At 57.2% G+C, this 14,400-nt stretch carries 16 protein-coding genes; 4 read left to right on the top strand and 12 right to left on the bottom strand.

From position 1 onward, the window contains the following. The first annotated feature begins 22 nt into the window (after positions 1–22). The gene (locus GOB83_RS00290) at positions 23–1,516 is read left to right on the top strand and encodes a YifB family Mg chelatase-like AAA ATPase (RefSeq protein WP_165924913.1); all 1,494 of its coding nucleotides are present in this window, start codon (positions 23–25) and stop codon (positions 1,514–1,516) included. A 3-nt stretch (positions 1,517–1,519) separates the two neighbouring features. Here the strand turns inward: GOB83_RS00290 and metC are convergent, their stop codons facing one another. Both metC and GOB83_RS00280 read right to left on the bottom strand, forming a co-directional pair. Further along, the gene (metC, locus tag GOB83_RS00285) at positions 1,520–2,731 is read right to left on the bottom strand and encodes a cystathionine beta-lyase (RefSeq protein WP_165924912.1); all 1,212 of its coding nucleotides are present in this window, start codon (positions 2,729–2,731) and stop codon (positions 1,520–1,522) included. Beyond that, positions 2,728–3,576 carry a sulfurtransferase gene (locus GOB83_RS00280; protein ID WP_165924911.1) on the bottom strand — a complete coding sequence of 283 codons (849 nt, stop codon included), beginning with the start codon at positions 3,574–3,576 and terminating at the stop codon, positions 2,728–2,730. The genes metC and GOB83_RS00280 overlap by 4 nt, the downstream gene beginning before the upstream one ends. Positions 3,577–3,792: 216 nt before the next feature. Here GOB83_RS00280 and GOB83_RS00275 point away from each other — a divergent pair, with 216 nt between their 5' ends. Continuing rightward, positions 3,793–4,881: an AI-2E family transporter gene (locus tag GOB83_RS00275; RefSeq protein WP_095348846.1), complete on the top strand. Its 1,089-nt coding sequence runs from the start codon at positions 3,793–3,795 to the stop codon at positions 4,879–4,881. Beyond that, the gene (locus GOB83_RS00270) at positions 4,878–5,585 is read left to right on the top strand and encodes an endonuclease/exonuclease/phosphatase family protein (protein ID WP_165924910.1); all 708 of its coding nucleotides are present in this window, start codon (positions 4,878–4,880) and stop codon (positions 5,583–5,585) included. Before GOB83_RS00275 ends, GOB83_RS00270 begins: the two co-directional genes overlap by 4 nt. On the opposite strand, the gene cls is transcribed toward GOB83_RS00270, so the two are convergent. Beyond that, positions 5,576–7,003, bottom strand: a complete 1,428-nt coding sequence (gene cls, locus GOB83_RS00265; RefSeq protein WP_165924909.1) for a cardiolipin synthase — start codon at positions 7,001–7,003, stop codon at positions 5,576–5,578. The two genes, GOB83_RS00270 and cls, sit on opposite strands and share 10 nt — an antisense overlap. Positions 7,004–7,073: 70 nt before the next feature. Here cls and GOB83_RS00260 point away from each other — a divergent pair, with 70 nt between their 5' ends. Beyond that, on the top strand, positions 7,074–7,454 hold the full coding sequence (locus GOB83_RS00260) for a YraN family protein (protein WP_306460208.1): 381 nt from the start codon (positions 7,074–7,076) through the stop codon (positions 7,452–7,454). A gap of 56 nt (positions 7,455–7,510) precedes the next feature. Here GOB83_RS00260 and GOB83_RS00255 read toward each other — a convergent pair whose 3' ends face one another. The 9 genes from GOB83_RS00255 to purB all read right to left on the bottom strand — a co-directional run bounded on the left by GOB83_RS00255 (position 7,511) and on the right by purB (position 14,330). Further along, a complete protein-coding gene (locus GOB83_RS00255; protein WP_095348842.1) occupies positions 7,511–7,828 on the bottom strand; it encodes a hypothetical protein in 318 nt (105 codons plus the stop codon). A 70-nt stretch (positions 7,829–7,898) separates the two neighbouring features. Further along, entirely contained in the window at positions 7,899–8,237 is a 339-nt protein-coding gene (gene grxD / locus GOB83_RS00250; RefSeq protein ID WP_086645961.1) for a Grx4 family monothiol glutaredoxin, read from the bottom strand. Positions 8,238–8,276: 39 nt separating this feature from the next. Continuing rightward, positions 8,277–8,507, bottom strand: coding sequence for a BolA/IbaG family iron-sulfur metabolism protein (locus GOB83_RS00245; RefSeq protein WP_095348841.1), 231 nt, complete (start codon positions 8,505–8,507; stop codon positions 8,277–8,279). A 15-nt stretch (positions 8,508–8,522) separates the two neighbouring features. Beyond that, on the bottom strand, positions 8,523–10,727 hold the full coding sequence (gene purL, locus GOB83_RS00240) for a phosphoribosylformylglycinamidine synthase subunit PurL (RefSeq protein ID WP_165924908.1): 2,205 nt from the start codon (positions 10,725–10,727) through the stop codon (positions 8,523–8,525). Next, positions 10,724–11,425: a phosphoribosylformylglycinamidine synthase subunit PurQ gene (purQ, locus tag GOB83_RS00235; RefSeq protein WP_086645963.1), complete on the bottom strand. Its 702-nt coding sequence runs from the start codon at positions 11,423–11,425 to the stop codon at positions 10,724–10,726. The genes purL and purQ overlap by 4 nt, the downstream gene beginning before the upstream one ends. Continuing rightward, the gene (locus GOB83_RS00230; RefSeq protein ID WP_165924907.1) at positions 11,422–11,793 is read right to left on the bottom strand and encodes a Rap1a/Tai family immunity protein; all 372 of its coding nucleotides are present in this window, start codon (positions 11,791–11,793) and stop codon (positions 11,422–11,424) included. Before GOB83_RS00230 ends, purQ begins: the two co-directional genes overlap by 4 nt. Continuing rightward, positions 11,790–12,032 (bottom strand): phosphoribosylformylglycinamidine synthase subunit PurS, encoded by a 243-nt coding sequence (gene purS, locus GOB83_RS00225; protein WP_086645965.1) that lies wholly within the window; start codon positions 12,030–12,032, stop codon positions 11,790–11,792. The genes GOB83_RS00230 and purS overlap by 4 nt, the downstream gene beginning before the upstream one ends. A 28-nt stretch (positions 12,033–12,060) precedes the next feature. Continuing rightward, positions 12,061–12,828, bottom strand: a complete 768-nt coding sequence (gene purC, locus GOB83_RS00220; protein WP_086645966.1) for a phosphoribosylaminoimidazolesuccinocarboxamide synthase — start codon at positions 12,826–12,828, stop codon at positions 12,061–12,063. 152 nt (positions 12,829–12,980) lie between these two features. Then, a complete protein-coding gene (purB, locus tag GOB83_RS00215) occupies positions 12,981–14,330 on the bottom strand; it encodes an adenylosuccinate lyase (protein ID WP_086645967.1) in 1,350 nt (449 codons plus the stop codon). Positions 14,331–14,400: the final 70 nt, after the last annotated feature.

The following is a 14,400-nucleotide window of genomic DNA, read 5'->3' as shown; positions in this document are numbered from 1 at the left end:
GCATGGGCTGCGGAGCGCGGGAATGATCTATTCCCGCATCCGCAGTTTTGCTTTTTCGGGTATCGAGGCCAGGCCCGTATGGGTTGAGGTGCAGGTATCCTCCGGTTTACCCGCATTTCTGGTTGTGGGTCTGCCCGACAAAGCGGTGGGTGAAGCGCGCGAGCGCGTTCGGGCCGCCTTGACGGCCATAGGGTTAGCGCTTCCCGCAAAGCGTATTCTTGTTAATCTTGTTCCCGCGGATCTCCCCAAGGAAGGGTCGCATTTTGACCTGCCTATTGCGCTGGCCCTGCTGGCTGCCATGGGGGTGATTCCTGCGGAGGAAGTGGGCCGTTATGCAGCCCTTGGCGAACTTTCGCTTGATGGGCGGCTTAACCCTGTTTCGGGCGTGCTTTCGGCTTCCTTGGAGGCGGCCTCCATGGGGCTGGGGCTTGTATGCCCCGCCCCGCAGGGGGAAGAGGCCCTGTGCGGTGGTGATATTGCCATTCTCGCAGCCCCGGACCTGCTGGCGCTGATCAATCATTTTACAGGTCTGCAAATCCTCAGTGCTCCGGTTTTTTCCAGCCCTGAGCCCCCCTCTGCCGGTGTTGAACCTGACCTTGCGGACATCAAGGGGATGGAAATCGGGCGTCGGGCATTGGAGATTGCGGCTGCTGGTGGGCACTCCCTCCTGCTCTCCGGCCCGCCCGGTGCTGGTAAATCCATGCTGGCGGCGCGGTTGCGTGGGTTATTGCCTGATCTGCTGCCATCGGAAAGTCTCGCTGTTTCACGTATTTACAGTGCGGCCGGGTTATTGCCGGATGGCAGGCCCATCCGCAGGCCACCTGTTAGAGACCCACACCATTCTGCCAGCCTGCCAGCTCTGGTGGGTGGTGGTGCCCGCGCCAGACCGGGCGAAATTAGTCTGGCGCATCATGGTGTGCTATTTTTGGATGAATTGCCCGAATTTTCGCGCGCAGCACTTGAGGCTTTGCGTCAGCCGCTGGAAACAGGGCAGGTCAGCATCGCGCGTGCCGCCGTGCATGTCACCTACCCTGCCCGCTTCCAGCTGATTGCCGCCATGAACCCCTGCCGGTGCGGGTATCTGGGCGATGCACCGCGCGAATGCAGCAAAGCGCCCCGTTGTGGAGCGGATTATCTGGGGCGGCTGTCCGGCCCGCTCATGGACCGTATTGATCTGCATGTTGCCATGCAGCCGTATGAACCTCTTGGTTATATGACGCAGGCGGATGGGGAGAGCACAGCAACTGTTGCCCAGCGCGTGACGCAAGCCAGAATGCGCCAGACGGAACGGCAGGGTGTGCAAAAAAATGCCGAGGCAGCGCTGAATAGTCTCTCGCTTACCAAGGACGCACAGGGACTGGCGCAGGCTGTGGCGGAGCGGTTCCGTTTTTCTGCGCGTGGCTACACCCGTCTGCTACGGGTTGCCAGAACCATTGCCGACCTGGCTGCTGCGGCAGATGTAGAGCCACAGCATATTGCCGAGGCTGCTACATTCCGCGCCCGCGCCGCTTCGTAAGGCCTACGCTGTGTGGTGCAGCGCGTTAAAAGCCTGATCCAGATCATCAATCAGGTCCTGTGCATTCTCCAGACCGATCTGTAGCCTGAAAGCAGGGGATTCTGGCTGTTCTGCGCCAAAACTCCGGGTTATGCCCCCCGTGGTCGGGAGTACCAGACTTTCATATCCCCCCCAGGACGCACCAATACCAAACAGACGCATGGCGTTAATCATGCGTTCCATGTTCTGGCATGTGTAGGGGGCGTTCAGGACCACGCCAAACAGGCAACCTGCTCCTGTAAAGTCACGCTTCCACAAGTTATGGCCCGGGCAGTCTGGCAGTGCGGGGTGCAGGACCTGTGCCACTTCGGGACGCTGTTTAAGCCATGTGGCAACCTGTAGGGCGCTGCGGGCCTGCTGCGCCAGACGCACCCCCATTGTGCGCAGGCCGCGCAGGGTAAGCCAGCATTCATCCGGCCCGGCAACCTGACCAAGCTGGATGGAGGCATCGCGCAGGATATGCCAGCTTGCCTGATCCGCTACGGTGATAGCCCCGGCAATAACATCGGAGTGGCCGGAGGGGTATTTGGTCAGCGCCTGAATGGAAACATCCACGCCATGTTCAAACGGGGCAAAAATGCCAAACCCCCATGTGTTGTCCAGAAAAAGGCGTGCACCATGCTGGTGGGCAACTTCGGCCAGCATGGGAATGTCCTGCACTTCAAATGTATGGCTGCCCGGGCTTTCGGTAAAAATAATGCGGGTGTTGGGTTGAATATACTCTTCCACCTCGGCGCGGCTGGCACAGGGAGGAAAGTAGGAAATATCCACACCAAAACGCCTGAGCATATTTTCAGCAAAGCGGCGGGTTGGGCCATAAACGCTGTCTGCCAGCAGGCAGTGATCACCGGCTTTTAAAAAAGCCAGCAAAGGTGTGGTGCATGCTGCCAGACCAGAGCTGACAATCTGGCAGTCTGTGCCACCTTCTATACGTGCAATCAGTTTTTCCAGCTCATGCTGGGTGGGAGAACCCATGGCACCGTAAATACTGGTGTGGTCATAACGTTCCTGCCCCTTGCGGTTCATGCTCTTGAGCGAGGGAAAGAGCACGGTGGACCCCCGTTCCAGCGGCGGGTTGACGTATGTACCTGCCTCGGATGGGGTCGCCCTGCCTGTATGGGTCAGGGATGTGCCAAGTTTGTGCCATCCGGCATCAACACTGTTGCGGTCTGTCATGGGTTTTGTCCGTTTGTGATCGGCATATCGGGTGTGCTGCCCCATTCGGCCCAGGAGCCGTCATAAAGCGCGTTGGAGGGAAAACCGGCCAGTGCCAGCGCAACGTTCAGAACCGCGGCGGTCATGCCGGAGCCGCACGTGGTAATGGGGTGCGTGGTGGCAGAAACTCCTGCTTGCACAAACAGGGCTTGCAACTGCGTGGCGGGAAGGAACAAGCCAGCTTCGTCCAGCACGGTTTTGTAAGGAATATTGCACGCACCGGGCATGTGCCCGGATTTTACGCCGGCACGTGGTTCTGGCGCTGTGCCATAAAACCGCGCAGCACTCCGGGCATCCAGTATGGGGCGGTTTTGTAGCCGGACATGTTCCAGCATGTCCCCAAGACCGGCCAGACGGGAATATTCTGTTCTGGGGTAATAGACCTGTGGAGCGTGCGATGCGCCCTCCCCTTGTTCCACGGGCAGGTTCTGCTGCTGCCATGCGTTGAGGCCGCCATGGATGATCTGGGTTTTTTCATGCCCGAACAACCGTGCCATCCACCAAGCCCGGCAGGCAGAAGCCACATTGCCCTGATCGTAAAAAACAACATGGGTTTGCGGTGTAATGCCCATCTGCCCGAACAGATGGGCAAAGCGTGCAGCAGACGGCACGGTATGCGGCAGAGTGCTCTGTGGATCGGAAAAAATAGAGATGTCAAAATACTGGCTGCCCGGAATATGGCCAGCTCTGAACTCAGCCTGGGGGTCAAATGTCTCTCCCGGCAAAGGCGTTGAGGCATCCAAAAAACGGATTGTGGTGTCCTTCGCAAGTGCGGGGAGCAGACTGCCGGGAATGAGAGGAGACATGACCAAAAGCCTCATGGAGTTTTTTTAACAGGGCAACAACGATCACATAGTCCTTCGGAACTGGCAAATGGGTTATGATATGTGAAGGGAGCAGCACAAAGCCTTTATCCGAACCGACTGGAAACTCGGTGCGGAATGCGCCATACCATAAAGCGGATACGCCATGTTCTTGTAAGCGGAACACAAAATTAAGGCGTTCGGTGGTTTGTTGCGCGCATGACATATGGTCACACATTGACGGCTGAACGTATTCTCCGGTTTTTACTGCTGGCAGGAATTGCATATGGCTGCATAGCCGTGCTGGTTCCTTTTTCCTCTGCCCTGCTTTGGGCGGGGGTGCTGACCTATACCACCTGGCCTCTTTTCCAGTATTTGCGGCGGAGCATGGGGGCCAATGCGGCCAGCCTGATCATGACGGTTCTGTGCGCTGTATGCGTGGTGTTCCCGCTTGCACTTTTAGCATCGGCCTGTGTGGCGTCTGGCCCGCGCTGGGCCGCACAGTTGACTACTCTGTTCGGGCAGGTCAACCAGTTGCCCCCCCTGCCGCGCTGGCTGGATAATTTGCCTGTTTTTGGGCCGGATATTCATCACCGCTGGGCATTATGGAGCCGTAACCTCGGGCTTGCTGCGGCCGAACTGCGGCCGTATGCGGGGGGCATTATCCAGTCTGTTCTCAGTGTGCTCATGCAGATGGCCAGCGGAGCGCTGCACCTTGTAACGGCTTTGTTCATTTCCTTCTTTTTCTGGATCAGTGGCTCCATCCTGTGGGATACTTTGCAGGCTGTTATCCTGCGGATTGCCGGGCCACAGGCCGGGCGGCATCTGTCCATCATTGCCAGTACGGTGCGCGGTACCGTGTATGGTATTCTGGGTACCGCCATTATTCAGGGTATTCTAACCGGCTTCGGGCTGTGGTTTTTTGGAGTGGCCGAGCCGGTTATTCTGGGCGGGATTGCAGCCTTTCTGGCCGTATTCCCGGTTGGTGCGCCACTGGTATGGATACCGGCTGCCGTGTGGCTGTTTGCAACGCATCACCAGCTCAAAGGTATTTTGCTTATTGTGTATGGTGTTGCATTTATTTCCGGCGCGGACCATCTGATCCGTCCGCTGTTTATCGCACGCGGGTCCAAGCTGCCTTATCTGCTGACCGTGCTAGGGGTTATTGGTGGGTTGCTGGCTTTTGGGGGCGTAGGTATTTTTCTGGGGCCGGTTCTGCTTGCTATTGGTTTTACGCTCACCATGGAATTTGCGCAGGGCGAACAGGCACGGCCACCATTGGATGATACAAGGAACATGGTACCATGAAGCGCCGTCTGGCCCGGTTTGTTGAGCTTGCATCCAAAGGGCGGCGCAGGCATGTAGCTGCCAATGATACGCCCGGGGTCCGTATTATCAGTTGGAACCTGCTCCGCCGTACAGGGGCGACTGTGCATGATGTGGCCGCCCTGATTGAAGCGGAACAGCCGGACATCCTGCTCATGCAGGAAGCCACGGTGGAAATAGACGTGCTGCCAGATGTAATTGGTGGCCATTATGCCCGCTCCCCCCTGCCGGGGCGTATTCACGGTGTAGCCTGCTGGAGCCGCCTGCCTTTTGCGCGCCCACCACGGGCATGCACCATTCCATCCGGGCCAATTGTCAAACGGCATGCCCAGATAATAGATTATCCCCAGTTTTCCTTGGCTAATGTCCATCTTTCGCATGGGCAGATGCTTAACCGCAGGCAGCTACGGCGGATTGCATCCCTGCTTTCTGCGCCCTGCGCTATTCTGGGGGATTTTAATCTGGTGGGGCCAACCCTTGTGCCGGGGTTTGCCGATGTAGGGCCTAAAGCCCCAACGCACCGTATGGTTGACCTGCTCCCCATTCGTCTGGACCGCTGCCTGGTGGAAGGCATGGTGTGTTCTGATGCACAGGTCCTGCCTGTTTTTGCCTCGGATCACCGGCCAATAGCGGTCACTCTCCAGCCAGAAATTGGTCGGCGCACACAGGCAAGTGCTTACAGGTAAGGCATGAACAGTCTGGCAAAGGAATCCCTTATGCGGGTGGGGAAGTTCCGGTTGTCCAGATCATAATGCGTTAGCCGGTGGTTACGGTGCTGGCATATGAAGTCATCCATGATTTCCGCCATGGTGACGTCATATGTCTCCATATTGATCTCAAAGTTCAGGCGCAGGCTGCGAATATCAAGGTTGGAACTGCCAACAAAAGACCACGCCTTATCCACCACCATGAGTTTGGAATGATTAAAGGGCGGGTTGGCGTGCCAGACCCGTGCCCCTGTATCGAGCAGAGGGGATATATTGGCCGCACAGGCCCAGTCCAGCGGGCGGTGGTTGCTGCGGAGCGGGATAATAATATCCACCTGCACGCCGCGTAAGGCTGCCAGCCCAAGTTCGGATAAAAAGCGCGCTCCCGGTAAAAAATAGGGGGTCATCAGCCGTATGCTTTTGCGGGAAAGCGTAATGGCCTGCAGCATGGTGTATTCAATTTTTTCCAGATCCGTGTCTGGGCCTGCCGTGACAATCCGGGCCAGAGAACTCCCCTTACTGGCATGTTCCTGTAAAAAGAGATCCCGGTTTAGCTGCTCTCCGGTTGTAAAATACCAGTCCCATGCTGCAACCTGTGCCAATTGGTGCACAACAGGCCCTTCAATCCGGAAATGCGTATCGGACACAGGGTGCCGGGGTTTGCGCGCGACCAGATTATTATCGGCGATGTTGAGCCCCCCCATAAACCCAACGCTGCCATCCACAACCAGAATTTTCCGGTGGTTTCGTAGATTAAGGAACGGCATCCGCCATGGAAGGAGCGAATGCATGAAGCGTGCACAGGGCACCCCTTCCCTTTTCAGGTAACGGTAGATGGGGGATAAAAAATATCCGCTGCCAATACCGTCCACCAGTACACGGACATTGACGCCCCTTTTATGTGCGGCAATCAGCCTGTCTGCAAATAACTGGCCACTGGCATCATGCCGGAAAATATACGAACATAGCAGAATGCTTCTGGTCGCTTTTTCTATGGCGTCCAGCATATGCGGGTATGCACCATCGCCATCATGCAGGCAGGTAATACTGTTATTGCCCACAACGGGGCGGGTTGTCAGTTTGCCCACCATCAGTGCCAGAGGTGCAAACTGGCCATCAAGTTCCCTGTTCCATGAGGAAAGGTCCGCACCATCCGGTCTGTGTGCCGTTCGGTCCCCCACCAGCTTTTTGGCAAGGCGGGTGACACGGTTGATCCCGAACATGAGGTAGAGAGCTGTCCCCAGAAACGGCATGAGAACACATACGCCAATCCACCCGATGGCGGATGCTGTATTCCGTTTTGTGAGCAGAATATGCAAACTTACGCCCGTAACAAGGCTCAGGCGCATACACGCAACTATAAAGGCTGTTGTGGAAAACTGGAGATCAAAAAACATGGTGGAGAGAAGGCTTTCACAACAAGCGGCTGACGTCCACAACATAGCGAATAAGTGTTCTGCACAACAGGTGCCTGCCTCTGCCGCAAAGCGGGCCAGAGGGTATGAGTCTTATAAGAGAGGTCTGGCGGCGGAAGAGGCTGTCTGTCAAAGGTTGCGCGCAGCAGGCTGGAGCATTCTGCTCCAAAGAGCAAAAACACGCAGGGGCGAGATAGATATTGTTGCCCAAAATGGTGCAACCATCTGTTTTGTTGAAGTTAAACAACGGCAGACATTGCGGGGAGCTGCGGAATGTCTTTCCGTAACACAGTCCCGGCGGTTGTACAGGGCTGCGGAGTGCCTGCTACAGAGCCACCCCTATTGGCAATATGAAAACCTGCGCTTTGACCTGTTTATGCTGGACGCACAAGGCCAGATGGAGTGGCTGGAAGATATTATCCGTCAGATGTAAGTCAGGAGCAGGTTATTCTGCCCAAAGTGCAGAACCTGTATAAAGCCAGACGGTAATCAGGTACGGTGGTGGTGCTTGTTGCTGTGTACCACGGTATGCGCGCTAGGGTGGTAGCTAACCAGATGCACCATTTTACCATGCGGAGCAGAGGCCAGAATGACCTTGTGCGAGGCATGGTTTGTTGTGGTCGCATGGCGCACAACATGGCGAACATGCACAACAGGAGGGGGAGCGGTCAGGGAGGCAAAGGTTAACTTGCTGGCTTCCAGATCGGAAAGAACGCGTTCCGCATGCACTGAAGAACTGGTGGCCATTACACTCAGACCGATACCGGCCAGAGCAAAAAGCCCGCGTACAAACGGAACTCGCGTCATTAACCTTAGCCCCCTGATCTTATGTCTGCCTGAAACTATACAAAGCAATTGCAGGCTGACAACCTATAATTCAGGCGGATGCGTTGCAGGCGATGTTTTTTTCCTGCAACAGTTTTTGCAGTTCACCGGTCTGGTACATTTCGGTCACAATGTCGCACCCACCAACAAACTCACCTTTGACGTAAAGCTGGGGAATGGTGGGCCAGTTGGAATAGTCCTTAATGCCCTGACGCAGCGCGGAATCTGCCAGAACATTGGCGGCTTTGAACGGCACACCAATCTGCTGCAGAATCTGCACTACCCGGGCAGAAAAGCCACACTGTGGGAAATCGGCATCCCCCTTCATGAAAAGCATGACAGGGTTGGAATCAATATCCTGCTGGATGGTCTGTTTGATGGAATCAGTCATCTGTCTGTTGTCCTTGGTCGTATGGAAGCCGGGTTCTGGTCAGGGAGCAGATGTACGGAGGGCCAGCGCATGCAGCTTGCCCCCCATGTGTCCTTCCAGCGCATTGTAAACGAGCTGATGCTGCCTTACGCGCGGAACATCACGAAAAGCTTCGCTTACAATTGAACAGGAATAGTGATCCCCATCTCCCGCCAGATCATCAATCCTGATCTGGGCATCGGGGAACGCCTTCAGAATATAAGCTTCAAGTTCTGTGGCGGACATGGCCATGGTGCTGTCCCTTCCCTATTGGTCCATCAGTGCAGGAAAAAAGGTTTCATGCGCTGATTTAAGGCGTGCTGCAGATATGGTGACGCCGCTGGGAAGAATCAAATCATTTCCACCGGAGCGACCCATCAGACGTGCAGGCACCCCAGCCTGTGCGGCTTTGGCACAAAAAGACTGGCCATCAGCAACGCACACAAGGTAACGGGCCTGATCCTCGCCAAACCAGAAGGCTTCCGGGCGGATGCCGGAATCCGGGCTTTCCAGTTCGCAACCTGTGCCGGATGCCATGACCATTTCGGCTGCGGCAACCAGAATACCGCCATCGGCAATATCGTGGCATGCGCTAATCTGGCCTGCCTGAATTTCGGCCCGAACAAAATCCCCGTTCCGCTTTTCTGCTGCCAGATCAACCGTTGGTGGTGCGCCTTCTTCACGCCCCAGAATCTCGCGCAGCCAGATGGACTGGCCAAGTTCACCCTTGGTCGCGCCAATCAGCACCAGGTCACTGTCAGGTTGCATACCAAGACCCACGGCAGAGGACACATCATCAAGCACACCAAGCCCACCAATAGCGGGAGTTGGCAGAATGGCCTGAGTTGTGCCGTCGGGCATACGGGTTTCGTTATACAGGGAGACGTTACCGCTCACGATGGGGAAGTCGAGAACCTTGCAGGCCTCTCCCATACCCTCGAGGGCCGCAATGAACTGGCCCATGATCTCCGGCTTTTCAGGGTTGCCGAAGTTCAGGTTGTCCGTCACCGCCAGAGGGCGTGCGCCGGTTGCCGTAATATTGCGCCATGCTTCAGCCACGGCCTGTGCGCCACCTGTGCGCGGGTCCGCCTGACAGTAGCGCGGCGTGCAATCCGTTGTCAGTGCAAGACCGAGCTGCGTATCTTCCACCTTAACAATGGCGGCATCCGCAGCGCCGGGGCGGCGGACGGTCTGGCCCCCAACGGTGCTGTCATACTGGTTCCAGACCCATGCGCGCGACGCAAGATCGGGCGAGGCTACAAGCTGGAGCAGCATGGCATCGAGCGAGAGCGGTGCGTGAACACTGCCCAGCTCTGCGGGTTTTTCCGGGGCGATGGAAGGACGGTCATAAACCGGCGCTTCATCCGCCAGAGGTTCAAGCGGAATGTCAGCCTCAAGCTGGCCTTTGTGCTTGATGACAATATGGCCGGTTTCGGTCAGGTGACCGATAATGGCAAAGTCCAGCTCCCACTTTTCAAAAATCTGGCGTGCCAGTTCTGTCCGGTCAGGGCGCAGGACCATGAGCATGCGTTCCTGACTTTCAGAAAGCATCATCTCATATGCGGTCATGTTGGGTTCGCGCTGGGGCACTGCATCCAGGTCAAGCTCGATACCCACGCCGCCCTTGCCAGCCATTTCCACGGCGGAAGAGGTCAGGCCTGCTGCACCCATGTCCTGAATGGCAACAATGGCATCTGTTGCCATCAGTTCCAGACAGGCTTCGATCAGCAGTTTTTCAATGAAGGGGTCGCCAACCTGCACGGTCGGGCGCTTAGAAAGCGCGTCTTCATCAAACTCGGCGGAGGACATGGTGGCACCATGGATCCCGTCCCGCCCTGTGCGTGAACCAACATAGACAACAGGGTTGCCAACACCGGCTGCTGCGGACAGGAAAATACGGTCCTGCCGGGCAATGCCCACGGTCATGGCGTTAACAAGCGGGTTGCCATCATATGCCGGGTGGAAGTTGATTTCCCCCCCGACTGTCGGCACACCCACGCAGTTGCCATAGCCGCCAATTCCACGCACTACGCCATCCACAATCCGGCGGGTAATGGGGTTTTCCGGGCTGCCAAAACGCAGGGCGTTCAGGTTGGAAATGGGGCGCGCACCCATGGTGAACACGTCACGCAGAATGCCGCCAACGCCTGTAGCTGCCCCCTGATAGGGTTCGATAAAGGAAGGGTGGTTATGGCTTTCCATCTTGAAGATGGCGGCATAACCCTGCCCGATATCCACAACACCTGCGTTTTCACCCGGCCCATGGATAACCCAAGGGGCTTTGGTGGGCAGGCCACGCAGCCATTTGCGGGAGGATTTGTAGGAGCAGTGCTCCGACCACATGACGGAAAAAACACCCAGTTCCGTCAGGCTGGGCTTACGGCCCATGATAGACAGAACACGGCCGTATTCTTCGCCCGTCAGGCCGAATTCACGCGCCAGGGATTCATCAACGGTTACAGGCTTATTCACCGGACCAGAGCCTCCACCAGACCTTCAAACAGCGGCAGACCATCCTCGCCCCCCATCAGCGGATCAACCAGATCCTCGGGGTGGGGCATCATGCCGCAAATACGTTTGTTTTCGCTCAGAACACCGGCAATGCTGTTCACGCTGCCGTTGGGGTTGCTTGTTCTGTCATCCGCGCACACACGGCCCTTGGCATCGGCGTAGCGGAATGCAACGCGGCCTTCGCCTTCAAGCACGGCAAGGGTCTGGGCATCGGCTGTGTAGTTGCCATCCCCATGTGCCAGCGGCGTGCGGAAGATGTCGCCCTTTTTCCAGCGCCGGGTAAAGGGAGTGCCTTCAACCTCCACGCGCAGATGGCAGTCCTGCGAAAGGAACCGCAGGTCCGCATTCCGCAGGAGTGCGCCGGGGAGCAGGTTGCTCTCGGTCAGGATCTGGAAGCCGTTGCACACGCCCAGAATATGCCCGCCTTTGGCGGCAAAGTCGCGCACGGCCCCCATGATGGGGGAATGTGCGGCCATTGCGCCGCAACGCAGGTAGTCACCATAGCTGAAGCCACCGGGCAGCACGACCAGATCCACACCGCTCAGATCTGTCTCATGGTGCCAGATCATGCGAGGGGCCTGCCCGGTTACGCGCCGCAGGGCAATGGCCATATCTCGTTCCCGGTTCGTGCCGGGAAATACGACAATCGCTGCTTTCATTTTTTCACGTCACACGGATAAGAGTCATGCAGGGCGGTAAAAACGCTCTCGCCCACTGGTTTGCCCAGAGAGTCGGAATGCGCTTTCAGCCAGGTGAGCACCTTGGTGCGGATGGCGGCAATGTCTTCGCTTGCCGGCACACAAAAGCCCGTGGGGGCGGAGGCATCGCCCGTATTGTGCGCGTTGATCTGGGCAAGGGTCACGCCATCGGTCAGGCCGCTCAGATAGGCATCGCACGCGGTGCGTGAGGCCGAACTGGAGCACATCTTGCCAAGTGCACCCGCCTTCATGGGGGCCAGCCGCTGGGCATGTGCCAGAGTGGGGACCGCCAGCACACCGGCAAGGGCGATCAGGGCGAGGCGCTTCATGCCACAACCTCTACCGAGTAGTCCTCGATAACCAGGTTGGCGAGCAGGTTGCGGGCCATTTCGCCCGCTTTTTCGTGCGCTTCTTCTGCTTTTACACCATGCAGTTCCAGCTCTATGACCTTGCCAACGCGCACATCCTGCACGCCTTCAAAGCCCAGTGTGTGCAGTGCGTGACCAATGGCCTTTCCCTGCGGGTCCAGAACGCCGTCCTTAAGCATGACGGTTACACGTACTTTCATTCTCAAACTCCCAAAGTACCCGTAGGGGTTACTGAACTGTTTCTGGGCCTTTCATGTCACCCCCGGCGCCGTTTTCCGGCAGGATGCCCATGCGGCGTGCAACTTCCTGATAAGCTTCCTTCACGTTGCCCAGATCGCGGCGGAAGCGATCCTTGTCGAGCTTTTCGTTTGTGTGAAGGTCCCACAAGCGGCAGTTATCAGGCGAAATTTCGTCAGCAAGAACAATACGCATGTCCTCGCCTTCCCAGCACCGGCCGAACTCGAGTTTGAAGTCCACGAGCTGGATGCCAATGCCGCTGAACAGGCCGCAGAGGAAGTCGTTCACGCGCATGGACATGCCCGTAATATCTTCCAGATCGTGCGGGCAGGCCCAGCCAAATGCAATAATGTGATCTTCCGATACCAGCGGGTCACCGAGTTCATCGTTCTTGTAATAGAACTCAACAATCGGGCGCGGCAGGCGCTGGCCTTCGGGGATGTTGAAGCGCTTGGAAATGCTGCCAGCGGCAACATTGCGGATGACCACCTCAAGCGGGATAATCTCCACTTCCTTTACCAGCTGCTCACGCATGTTGATGCGGCGGATAAAGTGGGTGGGGATGCCGATTTCCTGCAAGCGCAGCATCAGGTGTTCGCTAATGCGGTTGTTGAGCACACCTTTGCCGGTAATCACACCGCTTTTGGCACCATTGCCAGCCGTGGCATCGTCCTTGAAGTATTGCACAAGGGTCCCCGGTTCCGGACCTTCAAAGAGGATTTTGGCTTTACCTTCATAAAGCTGGCGGCGACGGGCCATAATGATCCTTACCTGTCGAAATGTGTGCGGGCGGTTGGGTGACCGCCCCAAAAAACGGGGGAACCAGACTGGTGGTTCACCCCTTTATTGCTCCCGTGTTCATAGCAGGCTTCCCGCGTGGAGGATACAGCCTGTGCAAACCGGGCTGGCGGTTACTGTTTTGGGCCAGTTTCACCGAAGATTTTTTCAAACTGGAAGTCCAGTGCCTTCAGGTGCTGGCGGCTGTCCATGGCGGCATCCAGCACATCGGCGGGAATGCGGCCCGAAATTTCGGCATCATCAGCCAGATTTTCGCGGAACGTTTTGCCTTCGGGCGTGCCCAGCTTGGTCCATGTTGCCATCGCGTTGCGCTGGACAATACGGTAGGCATCTTCGCGCGACAGGCCTGCTTTTGCCAGTGCCAGCAGAACTTCGCCCGAATGGACCACGCCGCCAAGGCTTTCGATATTCGCAGCCATGCGGTCGGGGTACACCACAAGCTTGGAGATCATGCCGGACAGGCGGGCCAGGGCAAAGTCCAGCCCGATGGTGGCATCGGGGCAGATGTTGCGCTCGACCGAGGAGTGGCTGATGTCACGTTCGTGCCACAGAGCCACGTTTTCCAGTGCCGGAATAACCGCTGCGCGCACCAGACGGGCAAGGCCGGTCAGGTTTTCGGTCAGCACGGGGTTGCGCTTGTGCGGCATGGCGGAAGAGCCCTTCTGCCCCGGATGGAAGAATTCCTCCGCTTCGCGGACTTCGGAGCGTTGCAGGTGGCGGACTTCCGTTGCAAGCCGTTCAATGCCGCTGGCAATAACGCCAAGAGCGCAGAAGAATGCCGCATGGCGGTCACGCGGGATAACCTGGGTGGAAACCGCTTCGGCCTGCAGGCCAAGGCGTTCGGCCACGTAAGCTTCCACACGCGGGTCAAGATGGGCGTATGTGCCTACAGCGCCGGAAATGGCACAGGTGGCAATTTCGGCCCGTGCGGTTTCAAGGCGGGTTCTGTTCCGGGCGAACTCGGCGTAATGGCCAGCAATCTTGAGACCGAAAGACGTGGGCTCAGCATGAATGCCGTGGCTGCGGCCAATGGTCAGGGTGTGTTTGTGTTCAAACGCACGTGCCTTAAGGGCGGCCAGAGTTTCGTCCAGATCCTTGAGCAGCAGGTCGGTGGCCTGCACAAGCTGCACGGCAAGGCAGGTGTCCAGCACGTCCGATGAGGTCATGCCCAGATGGACAAACCGGCTTTCGGGGCCAACTTTTTCTGCCAGCCATGTCAGGAACGCAATAACGTCATGCCGTGTTTCGGCTTCGATCTCGTCAATCCGGGCGAGGTCTGCATCGCAAAAAGCAGCCATGGCGGCATTGCCTTTTTCGCGGACCACTTTGGCGGCTTCCTTGGGGACCGTCCCGTATTCTGCCATGGCTTCACAGGCCAGAGCTTCGATCTCGAACCAGATTCGATAGCGGTTTTCAGGGGACCAGATTGCGGCCATGACGGGGCGGGTATAGCGCGGCACCATAACGCGAATTCCTTAACCAGAACAGTTTAAACGTCAGACAGGTGGCGCCTCTCTAGCGGATTTCGCGCAT

Source organism: Acetobacter fabarum (assembly GCF_011516925.1).
Taxonomy (GTDB): Bacteria; Pseudomonadota; Alphaproteobacteria; order Acetobacterales; family Acetobacteraceae; genus Acetobacter; species Acetobacter fabarum.
This window is presented reverse-complemented; position numbering and strand designations above follow the sequence as displayed.